The sequence below is a fragment of the Nocardia sp. CA-129566 genome (assembly GCF_050956075.1).
Taxonomy (GTDB): Bacteria; Actinomycetota; Actinomycetes; order Mycobacteriales; family Mycobacteriaceae; genus Nocardia.
Genome location: NZ_CP192085.1, coordinates 1,333,600 through 1,349,245, shown reverse-complemented (window position 1 = coordinate 1,349,245; position 15,646 = coordinate 1,333,600). Strand labels below are relative to the sequence as shown.

The window sequence follows — 15,646 nt, the reverse complement described above, 5'->3', positions numbered from 1 at the left end:
ATGTCGAGTCCACTCGGCCAAGGGCCCAACCGGCCGACAACCCGTGTCAGACCCTATGCCCTGACCTCCGGGCGCACCGAACCCGCGGTCGACCTACCACTCGAAGCGGTTATCGAAACACTGTCGTACACTGCGCATCTCGAATGGCCAGCGGGCGATCTGCGCACCGAGATCCTGCGCTTGGGCACGCATCGGCTCTCGGTCGCCGAGATCGCCGCCCACATGGATCGGCCGCTGGGCATGGTCCGGGTCATGGTCGGCGACCTGGTCGTCGACGGCGCCCTGCGCGTGCATTCGACCCTGACCGAAGAGGCGAGCTTCGACGAGCGTCGTTCCCTGATGGAGAGGACTTTGCGTGGACTCCGTGCCCTATAAGACTGCCGGGACCGCCGGAAATTACGGGCACGCCGGACAATCCGGCAACCCAGCACCCGGTGAGGCCGACACCCGTGTCGCCTCGACCAAAATCGTTGTCGCCGGTGGCTTCGGCGCGGGCAAGACGACCTTCGTCGGCGCGGTCTCGGAGATCGTCCCGCTGCGCACCGAGGCCATGGTGACCCGCTTCTCCGACGGTATCGACGATCTCGCCGATACCCCGGATAAGGAAACCACCACGGTCGCTATGGATTTCGGCCGCATCATCCTGCCGGGCAACCTGGTGCTCTACCTGTTCGGCACCCCGGGCCAGCGCCGGTTCTGGTTCATGTGGGACGACCTGATCCGCGGCGCCATCGGCGCGGTGGTGCTCATCGACACCCGGCGGCTCGAGGACAGCTTCGCCGCGGTCGACTTCTTCGAGGCGCGCAAGCTGCCGTTCCTGATCGCCGTCAATCGCTTCCCCGATGCACCCCGCTTCCCGATCGCCGAACTGCGCGAGGCGCTTTCGGTGCGCGAAGGCGTACCCATCGTGGATATCGACGCGCGTAATGCCATGGAGGTCCGCCAGGCGCTGGCGGCCGTCACCGAATATGCGATCGCCCAGCTGAAGGCGCTCGAATTGGAAGGATCCGCGCGACATGCATGACGTCCGGTTGTTCGCTGCGGCGAACAGCGGCGCTGCGGTGGACCAGTTCTCCATGGGGTACTGGGTCGCCGCACTCTCCTTCGGTGTTTCGGTGCTCGGCGCCGTGGTCGGGCTGGCCTGTGTGCTACACGCAGCGCGTTCGTCCCGGTTCCGGTTGGTGTGGGTGACCTCGGCCGCAGTGTCGATCGGCGGCGTCGGCGTCTGGCTCGCCACCTCGGTGGCACTGCTCGGCCTCGACATAACGGGCACCGCGGTGCGCTTCGACGGCGGCCGCATGATCGCGGCCATGGTGACGGCGTTCGGTGCGGTATTCATCGCGCTGCTCGTCATCGGCCGCCGCCTGCTGCTGGCCCGGCTGACTCCGGGCGGACTGATCATGGGCATCGGGTGCGCTTCGAGTCTCTATCTCGGGCTCGGGTCCATTCGCGTTCAGGGTTCGGTCGAGATCTCCCCGTGGCTTGCGGCCGTGGCGCTCGTCATCGCGACGGTGACCGGGGTGGGGACGCTGTGGTCGTTCCAGGCGCTGCGCCATCCGCTCGCGCGCGCGGCGACGGTGCTGTTGTTCGCCGTCGGTGTGGCGGGCATGTACTACGCGGGCATCGCGGCCGTCGACACGGCCATCGACACGGCCGGGAAGGCGCCCGACGGGCTCACGCTGTTCGAATTCGTATTTCCGATGTTCGTCATCGGTTCGCTGGCCCTGACGGTGCCGATCACCGCGGTACTCATCGCGCCCGACCGGCGCGAGACCGCGGCGGTCGTCGCGGCCGCGCACCGGTCCGAGTTCGACGGACGCCGGTCCAAGCTCGAGTCGGTGCACTGAGCTCTTACTCGGGTCGATGATGCCGATCGCCGCACCCTGCGCACCGGCGATGACGGCCGAACGCCCGGCGGGTGAATCCGAGATCGGTTGCGGGAGTTTGCCGCCGGTTCGAAACACGCCGTGTCGCTTGGGGTGGGTTCGGCAATGCCGCCGATTTCACCCAACGACCCACCTACAGTGGGAGATATGCGTTTCGGTCTGGACTACGCCGCAGGACGTCCCGGCGGCGCGGCCATCCAAGCGGCCGGATTCGACTTCGTGGTGCGCTACCTCTCCGATGGCGGTCCCACACTGCCCGGCAAACAGCTGACTCCCGCCGAGGCCGACGACCTACGCGCCCACGGCATTTCCATCGTGTCGAATTGGGAAACGACCGCGACCAGGATGCTGGACGGCTACGACGCCGGAATCGTCGATGCCCGTGCCGGTTTAGCACAGGTGCTGCGCTGTGGCGGTCGGTCGGATCGGCCGATCTACTTCTCCGCGGATTTCGACTCGACGCCGCAGGATCAGCCCGCGATCAACGCCTACCTCGAGGGCGCGGCCACCGTACTCGGCTTCGCGAATGTCGGTATCTACGGCGGGTTCTGGTCGATCAGCCGGGCGCTGGACGCGGGTGTCGCCACGTGGTCGTGGCAGACCGATGCCTGGTCCGGCACCAATGTCGAGCCCAGGCGCAATATTCATCAGACATCGCGCCAGGTGGTTGTCGGCGGTGTGCTCTGCGATGTAAACGAGGCCGAGACAATAGATTTCGGCCAGTGGGACTTTGTACAGGAGGAACCGGACGTGACGCCGGAACAAGACGCGGTACTGCGCGATGTCCAGATCCAGCTGCGCGGTCCCGGCCTGTCCGGCTGGCCGCAGCTCGGCACCGATGCGGAGGGCCGCAACCGCACCCTGGTGGACGGGGTGGCGGCGGCGCTGCAGCGGATCCAGGAGTTGGAGGCCGAATCGACCGATCTGCGCAGGCAGATCGGTGAATTGCGTACGGAGGTCAGCGAACTCGAGGCCACCACGGCGGATCTGGTCGAGGAGGTCAAGCGGTTGGACGGACGACACTGGCCGTGGCCGCTCTCGCTGATCGAGGGTCCCGCCGACTTCGTGGGCGAGCAGTTGGCCCGCCTGGAATCGCTGTTGCCGGAGTTGCCGGGTTTGCCCGGAAGTCGGGAGGCGGAGAAATCGGCCGAGAAGCCAGAAGTTTGGCGATGAGCGGGTTCTCGGTAATCCGGCGAACCGGGGTTCCGAGAACCCGCCCTCCCGGATGAGGGTACCGGCGCGAGAGCACGAAATCATCACTGCGCCAGGACTTTTACGGATACGAAAAACCAACTCTCAGTACGTAATTGACCCGCGAGCTACCGGGACGCAATCGGGATACCGAAAATATCGCCATGTGGCGTGGATCACTTAGTTAGCTATCAGATTGCCAGACATGATCGGTTCCCATCAGGAACCAACGCGCAGATCTCATCCAACGGATCCGGTCGATCGATCAACGGCCTCACGCGTTCACGTCCCATGACAGCAGCGCGCGAGTTATCGTCGGCTGGCACACATACCGGTTCGTTCGAAGGAGTTCGCATGGCCGTGAACGTGGTGCTCGACAAGGCATACGAGAACAAGTCGCTGAAGGAAATCCTCTCCGTTCCGTGGCGCTGACCGCGGCGTCAGAGTCGCTCCGGATCGACGAGTCCGCGTTCGACCGCCCGCGCCAGACGGCGCGGCACCCTGTGCACAACCCCACCGACGCTGACCGGCACCAGGTCCGGTGGGGTGGCCTTCCACTGCGAGCGGCGGCTGCGGGTGTTCGACCGCGACATCCTGCGCTTGGGCACCGCCATATCAGCCCGCCCCTCGTCCGGGCTGGGACGTCGCCTTGGTCCGCCTGCCGTATTTCCGCTCGAACTTCTCCACCCGGCCCTGGGTGTCCAGCACGCGGTGCGCGCCGGTCCAGAACGGGTGTGAATCGGCGGTCACGTCCACGACCAGCAGCGGGTAGGTGTTGCCGTCGATCCACTCGACGGTGCGGGTGCTGGTGGCGGTGGATCTGGTCAGGAACTGCTTTCCGGTGCTCGAATCCTCGAACACCACAGGGTGGTAGTCCGGATGTATCCCAGTCTTCATTTCGCCTCTCCTCTCGGACTTTTCGCCTGTCCGTCCATCGGCAGGCCGGTGGGTTCGCCGGGCGCACACGGATCGGAGTGCCACTCGCCGAACGGGTCCTCCCACTGCGCGACCCGCTCGGGCGCGCATTCCACCAGACGCAGTTCGTCATCCTCGACCAGCGCCCAGTGCAGGGCCTCGCGGATCTCGCCCGGGTCCGCGTCGTGGGCCAGGATGACCAGCGAAACGTCCCGGTCGCCGAACTGCTCGTCCCAGCGCAGCGCGGCCATGGCCCGGCGCATGGGATCGGCCTGTTCCAGCTCGGCCGGGCTCATGGCGGCCAACCATGGTCCGGCACCGCCGACCCGCAAGCCGCCGCCCGCGGACTCCAGCCACACCACTTCATTCGGCTGGGTGGCCAGCCAGATCCGTCCGCGCGCGGTCACGACGCCGTCGAAGAGCACATCGAGGGCTTCGTGTAGGCGGGCCGGATGGAACGGCCGACTCGCGGCGAATTCGATAAGGGCCACACCATATTCGGTGCCCAGCGGCGGTTGACCGCGCAACAGCGGCGCGTGCGCGTCGAATATGCGCCCGCGCCGGGCGTGCGGCGAAATGTGCGCGAGCAGTGCACCGACCTCGGCCGTGCCGAGCAGATCGATATCGTCGACCCAGGCCACGGGCGCATCGGGCGCGAGCCGGGACAGCACCGCGGCGAGCCGCGCCCGATCGACGGCCTCGCCGCTATCACCGAGCACCACAACGGCATCCGCGAAGTCGACCTGACCGACTGCCACCTGGGCCACCGTGCGGTCGTCGTCCACGGTCGCCGCCCCGCGCTCGGCGAGGGTGTCCGCTCCGGTGGCATCGGCCAACCAGGTTCGCGCGTCCACACAGGTGAGCACGGCCTCGACTCGCACATCGCGACCGGCCGGACCATCGACCCGGCCGACCACTCCGGCGACGGGGATATTCTCGATCGCCTGACATACCGCCACCGCCTCGAAGGCCGGATCGAGTTCCAGCACAATTCGATTCACCGAATCGCGGGCGGCGAGTGCGCACAGCAGCGGCAGCAGATCGATGCGCAGGGTGCAGGAGACGCAGCCGTGTGCGAGTTCGAGCACGGTCGAGGTCCGCTGCTCGCCGATCTGCACCGTGCGGTGCACGATGCCCTCGCCGAGCCCGCTCGGATCGTGGCGAACGGTGACGGCGCCCGGCGTCGCACGCAATACCGCGGCCAGCCGTTCCACACCCGCCGCGGCCGGTCCGGAGCATCCGGTGACCACCACGACGGGCGTTCTCCGGTCGGACTGCCTCCCGGGTGGGAGTAGGGCGGGATCCACCAGAGCACTCCTTTCGACAATGATTTTCATTTACCGTCGAGCAACGGTACATTGTCCGTCAGCTGTTGTCGAAAATGATTATCAACTGCCCTAATCGCCCCGCCGACTCCGTCGGCTGCCATACCCGAATGGAGGGAGCCAAATGTCGGCGCACTGCCAGGTCACCGGGCGCAAGCCCGGATTCGGCAAGTCCGTATCGCACTCGCACAAGCGGACCAGCCGCCGCTGGAACCCCAATATCCAGCGCAAGACCTACTACCTGCCCAGCGAGAATCGGCGCATCACGCTGACCGTGTCCGCCAAGGGCATCAAGACCATCGATCGGGACGGGATCGAGGCCGTGGTGGCCCGGATCCGGCTGAGCGAAGCGAAGCGGTCAAAAAAACACAGTCGTGCTTGCGGCGACAAGATCTGACGGGAGCATCCATGGCCTCGAAATCAACCGAGATCCGGCCGATCATCAAGCTGAAATCCACTGCGGGAACGGGATATACCTACGCCACGCGGAAGAACCGGCGCAACGATCCGGACCGGATGGTGCTGCGCAAATACGATCCGGTGCTGCGCAGGCACGTCGAGTTCCGCGAGGAGCGCTGATGGCCAAGAAATCGAAGATTTCCCGCAATGAGAAGCGCAAGGAGATCGTCACCCGCTTCGCGACGCGTCGCGCCGAACTCGAGGAGCTGATCCGCAAGCCGACCATTTCCGCACACGACCGCGCTATAGCACAGTCGGCGCTACTGCGGCTGCCCCGCGACGCCAGTCCGGTACGATTGCGCAATCGGGACGCCGCGGACGGACGACCGCGCGGGCATCTCCGAAAGTTCGGACTCTCCCGCGTACGCGTGCGGGAGATGGCCCATCGGGGTGAACTCCCCGGTGTACACAAATCGAGCTGGTAGACAACCACTGATCTCGAGAAGGAAACCCGTCACATGGCAGTCAAGCGAGCACCCTCGAAGAAGGTTCGCGCCGAGCAGGCCCGTCGCCCGAAGAAGAACCCGCTGATCGCGGCGGGCGTCGAGACGGTCGACTACAAGGACATCAACCTGCTGCGCACCTTCATCTCCGACCGCGGCAAGATCCGCAGCCGCCGGGTCACCGGGCTCACCCCGCAGCAGCAGCGCCAGGTCGCCGTCGCGGTGAAGAACGCCCGCGAAATGGCACTGTTGCCGTTCACCAGCCGGTAGACACCGACCGACGAATCAGGGCCCCCGATGCGAAGCTCCGGGGGCCCTCGTCGTTCGGTGCTCCCTACGGGATGGTCAGCACCTGGCCCGGGTTGATCAGATCGGGGTTGTCGATGCCGCTGGCATTCGCGATCTCCTGGTAGCGGTTGCCGTCGCCGTAGAAGCGCTCGGCAATGGCCCACAGGGTGTCGCCCGGCTCGACCGTGTAGGTCTGCGCGGCGGGCGGCGGGGGCGGAACCTCTTCGGCGGGAGCGGCGACCTCCTCGACGACCGGCTCGGCGACCGGCTGCTCCGGGGCGGGCAGCGGGTTGTCGGTCTGGGTGCCCGACGCCCACAGCGCGCTGCCGTCCTTGCCGTAGAGCACCACATTGCGGTCGGCCTGCACCGTCAGCCGGTCCGGCTCGGTACCGTTGGTCTCGGTGGACCAAGCGGCGCCCTCCCCCTTGTAGAGCACGAAGTTGCCATCCTCCTGCAGGACGGCCCGCTCCACCCCCTGATCGTGAGTCAGGGTGGACCACACGACATTTCCGTCCGGTTCCGACAGCACCAGGTTGCCATCGGCCTGCAGGGTGAGGGTGTACGCACCGCCGACCAGCGCCTGGCCGAGCCCGAGTTCTTCACCTACGCGCAGCGTGTCGCCCACGTTGTTCCTTTCGAAGGTTTAGCTTGCAGAGCATCCGAATCGATACGCGCCGCGAACCCTGATTGGCGCGCATCGGCCCCGAATGTACTGTGCGCGCGGGCCGCGCGGAGGTATTACGCGCAGGCTTAGCCAAAAGTTCACTGTGCGGGCCGCATCGCTCTATCATCTTGTCGCGCAAACCGACGCGACGGTTCTCGTGGGTTGCTGGGTGGCCGTATCCCGGCCCGTTGGCGGGTCGATTAGGGTGTTCGGCATGTATCGGATGTCGGTTGGGCCCGCCGCAGTCGCCGTCGCCTTGTTCGTCGGCCTCGCCGTCACCGGGTGCGGTGGCTCCGATAATGGTGACGCACAAGACAAGACGACGATCAGTGCGGCGAAGACCACGCCGACCGAAGGCAAACCCGCCGACGCTGGCCGGATATTCGTCGCTGATCCGACCATTGTCGGCGGGCATCCGATTTCGTTCACCTCGTGGTCGCGGGTGGCCGACGATCGGATCGCCGTCAACTTCGAGACCGGATCGCCCGAGTGCTACGGAATGGATGCGACTGCGACCGAGACGAATTCGACGGTCACCATCGAGTTGCGCACCGGAACGCGCGCCGATGCGGTCGGGCGAATGTGCACGATGATCGCGGTATTCGGGACTGTCGAGGTGCCGCTGAAGGCGCCTTTGGGCAATCGACAGGTGCTCAGCGCCGTCTAGCGGGCGGGCGAGCGCCGAGGGTCACGACACGGGTTCGGCGATCGCGTCCGATAGAGCGGCGAATTCGGGATAGCTGCCGGATTCGGCTGGGCCCCAGGTCTTTTGCGCCATGACGCGCAAGGGCATGGTGATCTGTGCGGGTGTCTGCACGGTCGGGTCGTCGCACCAGACGTACGGGCCGGAGCCGAGACTGCTCGCGTCCTGTTGCGGAGTCAGTCGGATACCGTCCACGAAAAGCATTGGGTCCCGGAGTCGTAGGCCAGCGGGGGCGCATTGCCGACGGTGGCCGGTCCACCGGCCGCGTAGTAGGTTGGCGTGAAGGCGGCATTCTTCACCTAGTGGTGACCTCGCGCCGCAACCCGAAACCGCGGCGTCGCCCCTGTTGAACCACGCAGCACCTCGGCTCTCATCGGGATGCATTGCTGTCCGAGCCCGCCGTAACCATTCGAGGGTGCTTCGCCACGCGGAGAGGGCGGGAGCCGGATGGCGCCCGCCCTCTAGGGGAACTCAGTGCGCGAAGTGGCGAGACCCCGTGAGGTACAGGGTGACTCCCGCTTCCCTGGCCAAATCGATGGTGTCCTGGTCGCGGACCGAGCCGCCGGGCTGCACGATCGCCCGAATTCCGGCCTGGATGAGCTGCTGCGGGCCGTCGGAGAACGGGAAGAACGCGTCCGAGGCGGCCACCGAACCCTTGGCGCGGTCACCGGCGCGCTGCACCGCGAGACCGACCGCGTCGACCCGGTTGACCTGGCCCATACCGACGCCGACCGAGGCACCGTCGTGGGCGAGCAGAATCGCGTTGGACTTCACGGCACGGCAGGCGCGCCAAGCGAATTCGAGGTCGGCCAGGGTTTCCGCATCGGCCGCCTCACCCGCGACCAGGGTCCAGTTCTCCGGGTCGTCGCCAGGGGCGTCGAGGATATCGCGCACCTGCAGCAGCGCGCCGCCGCTGATCGGGCGCAGCTCGGCGCCACCGCGGCGCGGCGGCTCGGCGACCAGGATGCGCACATTCTTCTTGCGCTGCAGCACCTCGACGGCACCGTCGGCGTAGGACGGTGCGACGATCACCTCGGTGAAGATCTCGGCGACCTGCTCGGCCATCTCCACGGTGACCTCGCCATTGGCCGCGATCACGCCGCCATAGGCGCTCACCGGATCGCACGCGTGCGCCTTGCGGTGTGCCTCGGCGAGATCGGCGCCGATCGCGATGCCACACGGGTTGGCGTGCTTGATGATCGCGACCGCGGGCGCCGCGTGGTCGTAGGCGGCGCGCCAGGCGGCATCGGCATCGGTGTAGTTGTTGTACGACATTTCCTTGCCGTGCAACTGCTTTGCCTGCGCCAGCCCGGTGCTGCCGTCGTTCTGGGTGTAGAGCGCGGCGGCCTGATGCGGGTTCTCGCCGTAGCGCAGCACCGATGCGCGATCCCAGGTGCCACCGATCCAGCCCGGGAACTGCGGCGCGGCAGCCTCATTCGGCTCGGCACCGGGGGCGAGCACGCTGGACATCCAGCTCGCGACCGCGACGTCATAGCTTGCGGTGTGCTGGAATGCCTTGGCCGCCAATACGGTCCGCTCGGCGAGGGTGAAGCCGCCCGAGCGCACCGCGGCGAGCACATCGTCGTAGTCGCCGCTGTCGACGACCACCGCGACCGACGGGTGGTTCTTGGCGGCGGCGCGCACCATGGACGGACCGCCGATATCGATCTGCTCGACGCATTCGTCATTGCTGGCGCCGCTGGCCACGGTCTGGGTGAACGGGTACAGATTCACCACGACGAGCTGGAAGGCCTCGACACCGAGTTCGACCAGCTGGTCGACGTGTTCGGCCTTGCGGGTGTCGGCGAGGATGCCCGCGTGCACCCGCGGGTGCAGGGTCTTGACCCGGCCGTCCAGCGTCTCCGGGAATCCGGTCAGATCCTCGACCTTGGTCACCGGAATGCCCGCGTCGGCGATCTTGCCCGCGGTCGAACCGGTCGAGACCAGTTCGACACCGGCGGCATGCAGTCCGCTCGCCAGCTCGATCAGCCCCGTCTTGTCGTAGACGCTGATCAGCGCCCGGGAAATCCCCTTACGCTCAGCTGGATCAATTGGTCGTTCGCTGCGCTCAGTCACCGAAGTACCCGCTCATCTGGAATTACTGCCTTTCGTCCGTCGGAGACAATGCCTCTGGTCGCGACGGCGGCGACAACCTCCGCCAGCAACCGTCGCTCGACAACCTTGATGCGCTCGTGCAATGTGGCCTCGTCGTCGCCGTCCAGCACCGGCACCGCCTCCTGCGCGAGAATCGGGCCGGTATCGATACCGGAATCGACCAGGTGCACGGTCGAACCGGTGACCTTCACCCCGTAGGCGAGCGCGTCGCGGACCCCGTGCCCGCCCGGGAATGCGGGCAGCAGCGCGGGGTGGGTATTGATGATCCGGCCGCCGAACCGGGCCATGAATGCCGGGCCGAGGATCTTCATGAATCCGGCCGAGACCACCAGATCGGGTTCATAGGCCGCGACCGCGTCGGTCAGCGCGACATCCCAGGCGGCGCGATCGGGAAAGTCCCGCAACACCATCCGGAAGTTCGGGATCCCCGCGGCGGCCGCGTGTTCGGTGGCCTGGCAGACCCGGTCGACTCCGACGGCGACGATGGTCGCCGGGTAGTCCGGCTCGGCCGCGGCCTCGATGAGGGCGCGCAGCAATGACCCGGTGCCAGAGGCCAGCACGACGACGGTTGCCGGTGCCGTGGGGGGCACGCTCGGGGCATTCGGGGGCGGCTGGGGGATGGCAGCCGACGAAGTCGGCGGGGTGGGCAAGCTCAGCGCTCTACTCCTGGTGTCGGTCGGAACGGCGGCGGCGGTAGGACACCACCGGGTAGAGCCTAACGACCGTCCACCTGGTCACTTTCCAGCAGGTCCGCCTCGACGACTTCGGCATCGACGATGTCGGGGACAGTATTGCTGCCCGGGGCACGCGTAGTGGCGATGGAAGTCTGTTCCTCGACCAGTTCGCCGTCGAGTTCTACCTCGAAGTCGGGGCCGTCGTAGTCGTCATAGTCGTCGTAGTGATCGCGCTCGTGGTGATCGCGCTCATGGTGATCATCGTCGTAGTCGTCGTAATGATCGTCGTAGTCGTCGTCTTCGTAGTGGTCGTCGTAGTCGTCGTCTTCGTAGTGATCGTCGTAGTCGTCGTCATCGATGACCGGCGCGCCGATCGGAACGACGAGCCAGCGCGCGAACATCAGGCCCACGTAGCCGGCGATAGCCAGCCAGCCGAAGGTCACCGCCGCGAAGATCGGCAGGTCAAGGCCCATATGACCGAACGTGCCGAGATCACCACCCGCCGCCGCGCCGAGCAGCACCAGGGCCACGGTGGCCACCCCGGCCGAGGTCAGCGTGGCCCAGGGTGCGGCGGCCCGGTCATGGGAGGTCCGTCCGATATCCACGCCCCCGAGCACACCGATGGCCGCCGGGATCAGCAGCAGCACCGGCCACCAACCGTCGGCGGGTCCGGTCGGCACCGCCGCCATGACCGGAACGGCCGGGATCGGCCCGCCGACAACGGAGAACACTCCGATCGACGCATCGCCGAGATGCGCGCCGGAACCGACGACCACCCCGACGGCCGCGAGCACCACATTCGGCAGATATGCCAGTGCGAGCACGCTCAGCCCGATCACGCCCGCCGCATTGCCCGCGGTCTGATAGGTGTCGCCGATGCGCGACCAATGCAGGAGGAACGACACGATGACCACCACGGTCGCGCAGGCCAGCAGGCGCAGCACCGACCGGCCCGCGCCGAAGACGCCCGCGATCGCCCAGTCGGGCAGGCGCAGCAGCGTGAAGAGCCTGCGCCGGTTCCGGCTCGCGATGCCGCCCACCGCCGCGACCGAGTACACCGTGCCGACCCAGCCGAAGGCGGCGAGGGTATTCGGCGGCTGCAGCGCGACAACACCGGAGGCGTCCTCGGCGACCGCCGAACAGACGGCCGTGACCAGCAGCGGCCCGGCCAGCGCCGCACCGACGATCCAGCCGAGATCGGCGCGTGAACTCTCCGGCTCGACCGCGCGGGCACAGTCGCGGCCGGACACCCAGATCAACAGTCCGGTCGGCAGCAGCGGCAACAGTCCGAGCGAGGTCTTGCCGATCAGCAGCGGAACCTGGTGTATCGCAAACCAACCCGCGGCGATCGCACCCGAGGTGCCCGCCAGGCTGCTGCCCGAGGAGAGCAGGGTGGCCAGGGCCAGGATCGTGACGGCGACCAGCGCGTAGGTCGTCGGGCGGGCGGCGACCAGCAGCAGCACGCGGGCGCGCTCGGGGGTCAGCGATAGAAACCCGGCCTCGTCGAGACCATCGGTGTGGGAACCGCGCGGTGCTCGGTCGCTGCGCGCCGCGGGTTCCGCCGCGCCGCGGGACTCGGCGGTCCGGCGAACAAGAGAGGATCTCGGGGAGCTCATGGAAATTCAGCGTGGCAGCTCCCCCGGCGCGAGCGGGTCAGGCGCGCCGACCCGGTCCGGGGCGCGCCGGGAGAGCCGGGGAATTACTTGCTGTTGTCCTCGGAGGGACGGAACGCGTGGGTGGCGTCCGAGGACGGGTCCGAACCGGTCTCACCGCCGAAGGGCTGGCTCTGCTGACCCGGCTGGCTCTGGCCGAAACCCGGTGCGCCGTACTGCTGTCCGGGCTGTTGGGCGCCGAAGTGCTGGGTGGCACTGTCATCCGGGCGCGGCTGCGCGGCGGGCGTGGCACCGTAGGGCGAACCCTGCTGCGCCGCACCGTATCCGGGCTGCTGGCCATAGGAGGGCTGCTGACCGTAGGACGGCTGCTGCTGCCCCTGGCCGTAAGACGGCTGGCCCGGCTGGCCCTGACCATAGGGCTGCTGCGCCTGGTATTGCGGAGCGCTCTGACCGTATCCCGGCTGACCGTAAGACGGCTGGCCCGGCTGGCCCTGGCCGTACGGGCTCGGGCTCTGGCCGAAGGCGGCGGGCTGCTGGCCCTGGCCGAACGCGCCCTGCTGGCCGTAACCACCGGTGCCGAAACCGCCCGGCGGGCCCTGCGGAGTGGCGGGCTTGGGCGCGGGCGGGGTCAGGATGCCGGATTCGAACAGCACCGCGACGATCGCGACGGCGGCCTGTACGAAGGCCAGGAATAGCAGCAGGTAGGCGCCCCACTTCAGCTCGACGTTCAGAAGATCGTCGGACGTGGTGAAGGCCAGAAACAGCGTGCCGAGGAAGCCAGCCGCCGATGCCGCGGCCGCGGCGCCGGTCCAATTCTGCTTCGGCAGCAACGACAGTCCGGCGAGCAGGCCGCCGAGCAGCAAGATCGCCAGCAGTCCGGCCGCACCGAAGTACTGGAAGAGGCTTAGTGTTTCGTCACTCTTGACCGTGCCACGGGTACCCGTCTTCTGCCCGAAGAACGGCAGGAAGCCGAGCAGGAAATTGATCACACCGAGCCCGGCGACGCCGACCACCAGGAAATACGGCAGGCCCTTGGCGGTGGACGCGGTGCCGGTACCGGCCGACTGGCCGGTGCTGGAAGGTGCGGGTGGCGTCGCGGGTGCGTTGTACCCGGAGCCCCCGGTCGGGTATGACATGGTCGTCGTCTCCTAGGTCGAGTCGTACGTGTCTTGACGGCTTGGATCTCTTCTGACGCTACTGCACTCGTTGGCCCGGGTCACCCTCGTCGAACCGGCCGGGCAACCGAAAAACACCGTCTACGCTGGTACTCCGCAAATCCGCGCCCGCCGATAACAATTCTGCGCTACCACCTCCGATGGGAACGGGATTCGGCCCGGAGCGTCGGACGCCGCGGGCCGAAACCCCTCGATGCGATAAACCCTTGCGGCACTAGCGGGGCACGACATACCAGGCGCCGTAGCTGCCCACGCAGTCGTAGTCCTGCCATTCGCCGTTCTGGATGCCCTGGTTGCCGCGGGCGAGGCACTGGGCCTCGTACTCGAACGGGCCGAGGTTGCCCGGCTGGGCCTGTGCCGATCCGGTGCCGAACGGTCCGGCGACGGCGGGGGCGATACCGCCGATGAAGCCGGCGACGGTCAGGGCGGCGATGGCCGCGATGCGGGCGGGGCTGGTGCGGTCGATGGTCATTGTTCGCGCTTTCTGCTCAGGTGTGCGTTGGCGATGACCAGCGTCTCGTCCACCCGTCTCAGCGCGATTTCATCCGCATTTCACGAGCTGCTGCCGGGTTTTTCGAGCCGTTCCAACCTGGCGACATAGCGCTGCCAGCCGAAACCCGCCGACTGATATTCGGCACGGATGCGCTCGACCTGCTGCGGCCGCCCTTGTGCGTGCCGCAGAGTGGCCTCGATCGCGCGCGCCGCCAAGCCGGGAACACCACCGGGAGCGGCCGCATCGTATTCGGCGAGCAGCCCGGCGGCCTCGTCCAGTTCCCCCTTGGCGATGAGCACATCGGCCAGCTCGAGCCGGGCCAGACCCGCCTCGTCCTCATGGGCGAGGGCAGCGCGGCAATAGGATTCGGCCGCGTCGAGCTGTCCGGCCGCCAAGGCGACGGCGGCGCGGGTGAGGTCGTTGAGCGGCAGGATCTGCCGATCGTCGAGACGGCGGGCGTAGCGGTCGGATTCCTCGGCCAGTGCGAGCGCGTCCTCGGCGCGGCCGAGATCGAGCAGCGCCTTGGCCTGATTGCTGAGGCCGCGGGAAAGGCCGTGCTCATCGTCATTGGCCCGGTCCACCTCGGTGGAGCGCTGATAGGCGGCGAGTGCGCCCGCGGCGTCACCCGAGTACAGCAGTGCGGTGCCGAGCGCGTCGGCGAAAGAGGAGGCCTGCGTGATCCGCACGGCCTGCCGCTCGCCCTCGCGCAACCGGGCGACCGCCTCCGGCAACTCGGCCCGTTCGATATCGACAATGCCCTGGTAGTAGCGCACGGTCTGGGCGAGTTCGATATCGTCCAACGGTGTGGCCAGTTCGCTCGCCCTGGCCAATTGCGCTGCGGCGGAGTCGAAGTCGCCGGTCATCAGGGTGTGGAAGCCGTAATGGCTGAGCGCTTGGACCAATTCGGCGGCCGACACGGTCGCGGCTGCCGCTCGACCATCGGGATGCGCGGCGCTGGTGTCGGCGGGCGTGCTGCCGGAATGCCCGGCCGCGGTGTCGCCGGGCTCGGCGATCGATGTCGCGGGCAGCGATTCGATCAATGCGCCGTAATGTCGCCGTGCCTCGCGGAACCATGCCCGCGCCAGCCAGGGGACGTGCATTGCGGTGGCGAGTCGTAGACCTGCGGCGGCTCTCGGTGTTCCGGGGGCGCCCTCGAGCGCGGCCAGGATGTTCGGCCATTCGGCAAATACCGCGGCCACCGATTCGGCCGTCGCGAAATCGTCGGGCTCGCCGAGCTGGCGCACCAGATCGAGGCACCAGCCCGCGTGCTTGGCGCGCAAAGGATCGGTCTCGCCGGTTTCCGCCAGTTGCGAGCGGGCATAGTCGCGGATCGTCTCCAGTAGGGCGAACCGCCTCGTCGCACCGTAGTTCTGGACGGTCACCAAGCTTCGGTTCACCAGATCCGCGAGCGCGGGCGCGATATCGCCGACCACGAGATTTGCACTATCGCGCGCTTCCCTCGAAATATCTTCGGGCACAACAGCTTCGGCCGCCTCCAATGTGCAACCACCGGCGAACACGCCGAGCCTGCGCAGAACCGCCCGCTCCCGCTCGGCCAGCAGTTCATAGCTCCAGTCGAGAGCCACCCGCAGACTCGTATGCCGCCCGCCCCGGCATCGCGTGCCCCACCGACCAATAGCCGCACCCGGTCGTCGATGCGCTGGGCCAGCTGCGAAATCGTCAGCGTGCGAGTGAGACCGGC

The 15,646-nt window shown here is 67.5% G+C and carries 21 protein-coding genes; 9 read left to right on the top strand and 12 right to left on the bottom strand.

Annotation, left to right across the window (positions count from 1 at the left end; translation table 11 throughout):
- From ACQP0C_RS06115 to ACQP0C_RS06100, 4 genes are all read left to right on the top strand, one after another.
- A complete protein-coding gene (locus tag ACQP0C_RS06115) occupies positions 1–375 on the top strand; it encodes a DUF742 domain-containing protein (RefSeq protein ID WP_354958386.1) in 375 nt (124 codons plus the stop codon).
- A 91-nt stretch (positions 376–466) separates the two neighbouring features.
- Entirely contained in the window at positions 467–1,024 is a 558-nt protein-coding gene (locus tag ACQP0C_RS06110; RefSeq protein ID WP_433635024.1) for a GTP-binding protein, read from the top strand.
- Positions 1,017–1,847, top strand: coding sequence for an MHYT domain-containing protein (locus ACQP0C_RS06105; RefSeq protein ID WP_433731363.1), 831 nt, complete (start codon positions 1,017–1,019; stop codon positions 1,845–1,847). Before ACQP0C_RS06110 ends, ACQP0C_RS06105 begins: the two co-directional genes overlap by 8 nt.
- Before the next feature lie 186 nt (positions 1,848–2,033).
- On the top strand, positions 2,034–3,059 hold the full coding sequence (locus tag ACQP0C_RS06100) for a glycoside hydrolase domain-containing protein (protein WP_433731361.1): 1,026 nt from the start codon (positions 2,034–2,036) through the stop codon (positions 3,057–3,059).
- A 458-nt stretch (positions 3,060–3,517) separates the two neighbouring features.
- On the opposite strand, the gene rpmF is transcribed toward ACQP0C_RS06100, so the two are convergent.
- The 3 genes from rpmF to mrf are packed head-to-tail and all read right to left on the bottom strand — an operon-like array spanning position 3,518 to position 5,299.
- On the bottom strand, positions 3,518–3,691 hold the full coding sequence (rpmF, locus tag ACQP0C_RS06095; protein ID WP_433731359.1) for a 50S ribosomal protein L32: 174 nt from the start codon (positions 3,689–3,691) through the stop codon (positions 3,518–3,520).
- 1 nt (position 3,692) lies between these two features.
- Complete coding sequence (locus tag ACQP0C_RS06090; RefSeq protein WP_433731357.1) at positions 3,693–3,974, bottom strand: type B 50S ribosomal protein L31; 282 nt, start codon at positions 3,972–3,974, stop codon at positions 3,693–3,695.
- Positions 3,971–5,299, bottom strand: coding sequence for a ribosome hibernation factor-recruiting GTPase MRF (gene mrf, locus ACQP0C_RS06085; protein ID WP_433731355.1), 1,329 nt, complete (start codon positions 5,297–5,299; stop codon positions 3,971–3,973). The genes ACQP0C_RS06090 and mrf overlap by 4 nt, the downstream gene beginning before the upstream one ends.
- Positions 5,300–5,441: 142 nt before the next feature.
- Here mrf and rpmB point away from each other — a divergent pair, with 142 nt between their 5' ends.
- The 4 genes from rpmB to rpsR are packed head-to-tail and all read left to right on the top strand — an operon-like array spanning position 5,442 to position 6,489.
- Complete coding sequence (rpmB, locus tag ACQP0C_RS06080) at positions 5,442–5,714, top strand: 50S ribosomal protein L28 (RefSeq protein ID WP_433731353.1); 273 nt, start codon at positions 5,442–5,444, stop codon at positions 5,712–5,714.
- A gap of 11 nt (positions 5,715–5,725) precedes the next feature.
- Positions 5,726–5,896 carry a 50S ribosomal protein L33 gene (gene rpmG, locus ACQP0C_RS06075; RefSeq protein ID WP_433731351.1) on the top strand — a complete coding sequence of 57 codons (171 nt, stop codon included), beginning with the start codon at positions 5,726–5,728 and terminating at the stop codon, positions 5,894–5,896.
- Complete coding sequence (gene rpsN / locus ACQP0C_RS06070) at positions 5,896–6,201, top strand: 30S ribosomal protein S14 (protein ID WP_433731349.1); 306 nt, start codon at positions 5,896–5,898, stop codon at positions 6,199–6,201. The genes rpmG and rpsN overlap by 1 nt, the downstream gene beginning before the upstream one ends.
- Before the next feature lie 33 nt (positions 6,202–6,234).
- The gene (rpsR, locus tag ACQP0C_RS06065; protein ID WP_355176510.1) at positions 6,235–6,489 is read left to right on the top strand and encodes a 30S ribosomal protein S18; all 255 of its coding nucleotides are present in this window, start codon (positions 6,235–6,237) and stop codon (positions 6,487–6,489) included.
- Between the two features lie 64 nt (positions 6,490–6,553).
- Here the strand turns inward: rpsR and ACQP0C_RS06060 are convergent, their stop codons facing one another.
- The gene (locus tag ACQP0C_RS06060; protein ID WP_433731347.1) at positions 6,554–7,132 is read right to left on the bottom strand and encodes a LysM peptidoglycan-binding domain-containing protein; all 579 of its coding nucleotides are present in this window, start codon (positions 7,130–7,132) and stop codon (positions 6,554–6,556) included.
- Positions 7,133–7,385: 253 nt separating this feature from the next.
- Here ACQP0C_RS06060 and ACQP0C_RS06055 point away from each other — a divergent pair, with 253 nt between their 5' ends.
- Positions 7,386–7,838 (top strand): hypothetical protein, encoded by a 453-nt coding sequence (locus ACQP0C_RS06055; protein WP_433731345.1) that lies wholly within the window; start codon positions 7,386–7,388, stop codon positions 7,836–7,838.
- A gap of 21 nt (positions 7,839–7,859) precedes the next feature.
- Here ACQP0C_RS06055 and ACQP0C_RS06050 read toward each other — a convergent pair whose 3' ends face one another.
- The 8 genes from ACQP0C_RS06050 to ACQP0C_RS06015 all read right to left on the bottom strand — a co-directional run bounded on the left by ACQP0C_RS06050 (position 7,860) and on the right by ACQP0C_RS06015 (position 15,530).
- Complete coding sequence (locus ACQP0C_RS06050) at positions 7,860–8,069, bottom strand: hypothetical protein (protein WP_433731342.1); 210 nt, start codon at positions 8,067–8,069, stop codon at positions 7,860–7,862.
- The gene (locus tag ACQP0C_RS06045) at positions 8,051–8,173 is read right to left on the bottom strand and encodes a hypothetical protein (protein WP_433731340.1); all 123 of its coding nucleotides are present in this window, start codon (positions 8,171–8,173) and stop codon (positions 8,051–8,053) included. The genes ACQP0C_RS06050 and ACQP0C_RS06045 overlap by 19 nt, the downstream gene beginning before the upstream one ends.
- Positions 8,174–8,345: 172 nt before the next feature.
- A complete protein-coding gene (gene purH / locus ACQP0C_RS06040; RefSeq protein ID WP_433731338.1) occupies positions 8,346–9,950 on the bottom strand; it encodes a bifunctional phosphoribosylaminoimidazolecarboxamide formyltransferase/IMP cyclohydrolase in 1,605 nt (534 codons plus the stop codon).
- On the bottom strand, positions 9,947–10,579 hold the full coding sequence (gene purN, locus ACQP0C_RS06035) for a phosphoribosylglycinamide formyltransferase (protein ID WP_433731336.1): 633 nt from the start codon (positions 10,577–10,579) through the stop codon (positions 9,947–9,949). The genes purH and purN overlap by 4 nt, the downstream gene beginning before the upstream one ends.
- A gap of 125 nt (positions 10,580–10,704) precedes the next feature.
- On the bottom strand, positions 10,705–12,279 hold the full coding sequence (locus ACQP0C_RS06030; protein WP_433731334.1) for a cell division protein PerM: 1,575 nt from the start codon (positions 12,277–12,279) through the stop codon (positions 10,705–10,707).
- 83 nt (positions 12,280–12,362) lie between these two features.
- On the bottom strand, positions 12,363–13,412 hold the full coding sequence (locus tag ACQP0C_RS06025) for a DUF5336 domain-containing protein (RefSeq protein ID WP_433731332.1): 1,050 nt from the start codon (positions 13,410–13,412) through the stop codon (positions 12,363–12,365).
- Between the two features lie 253 nt (positions 13,413–13,665).
- On the bottom strand, positions 13,666–13,923 hold the full coding sequence (locus ACQP0C_RS06020) for a hypothetical protein (RefSeq protein WP_433731330.1): 258 nt from the start codon (positions 13,921–13,923) through the stop codon (positions 13,666–13,668).
- 80 nt (positions 13,924–14,003) lie between these two features.
- A complete protein-coding gene (locus ACQP0C_RS06015; protein ID WP_433731328.1) occupies positions 14,004–15,530 on the bottom strand; it encodes an ATP-binding protein in 1,527 nt (508 codons plus the stop codon).
- Positions 15,531–15,646: the final 116 nt, after the last annotated feature.

Coding starts and splice junctions, on each gene's coding strand:
- ACQP0C_RS06055 (WP_433731345.1), top strand. CDS start 7,386: ATGTATCGGATGTCGGTTGGGCCCGCCGCAGTCGCCGTCGCCTTGTTC.
- ACQP0C_RS06025 (WP_433731332.1), bottom strand. CDS start 13,412: ATGTCATACCCGACCGGGGGCTCCGGGTACAACGCACCCGCGACGCCA.
- rpsN (WP_433731349.1), top strand. CDS start 5,896: ATGGCCAAGAAATCGAAGATTTCCCGCAATGAGAAGCGCAAGGAGATC.
- ACQP0C_RS06115 (WP_354958386.1), top strand. CDS start 1: ATGTCGAGTCCACTCGGCCAAGGGCCCAACCGGCCGACAACCCGTGTC.
- ACQP0C_RS06020 (WP_433731330.1), bottom strand. CDS start 13,923: ATGACCATCGACCGCACCAGCCCCGCCCGCATCGCGGCCATCGCCGCC.
- rpmB (WP_433731353.1), top strand. CDS start 5,442: ATGTCGGCGCACTGCCAGGTCACCGGGCGCAAGCCCGGATTCGGCAAG.
- ACQP0C_RS06105 (WP_433731363.1), top strand. CDS start 1,017: ATGCATGACGTCCGGTTGTTCGCTGCGGCGAACAGCGGCGCTGCGGTG.
- ACQP0C_RS06100 (WP_433731361.1), top strand. CDS start 2,034: ATGCGTTTCGGTCTGGACTACGCCGCAGGACGTCCCGGCGGCGCGGCC.
- rpmF (WP_433731359.1), bottom strand. CDS start 3,691: ATGGCGGTGCCCAAGCGCAGGATGTCGCGGTCGAACACCCGCAGCCGC.
- rpmG (WP_433731351.1), top strand. CDS start 5,726: ATGGCCTCGAAATCAACCGAGATCCGGCCGATCATCAAGCTGAAATCC.
- rpsR (WP_355176510.1), top strand. CDS start 6,235: ATGGCAGTCAAGCGAGCACCCTCGAAGAAGGTTCGCGCCGAGCAGGCC.
- ACQP0C_RS06090 (WP_433731357.1), bottom strand. CDS start 3,974: ATGAAGACTGGGATACATCCGGACTACCACCCTGTGGTGTTCGAGGAT.
- ACQP0C_RS06030 (WP_433731334.1), bottom strand. CDS start 12,279: ATGAGCTCCCCGAGATCCTCTCTTGTTCGCCGGACCGCCGAGTCCCGC.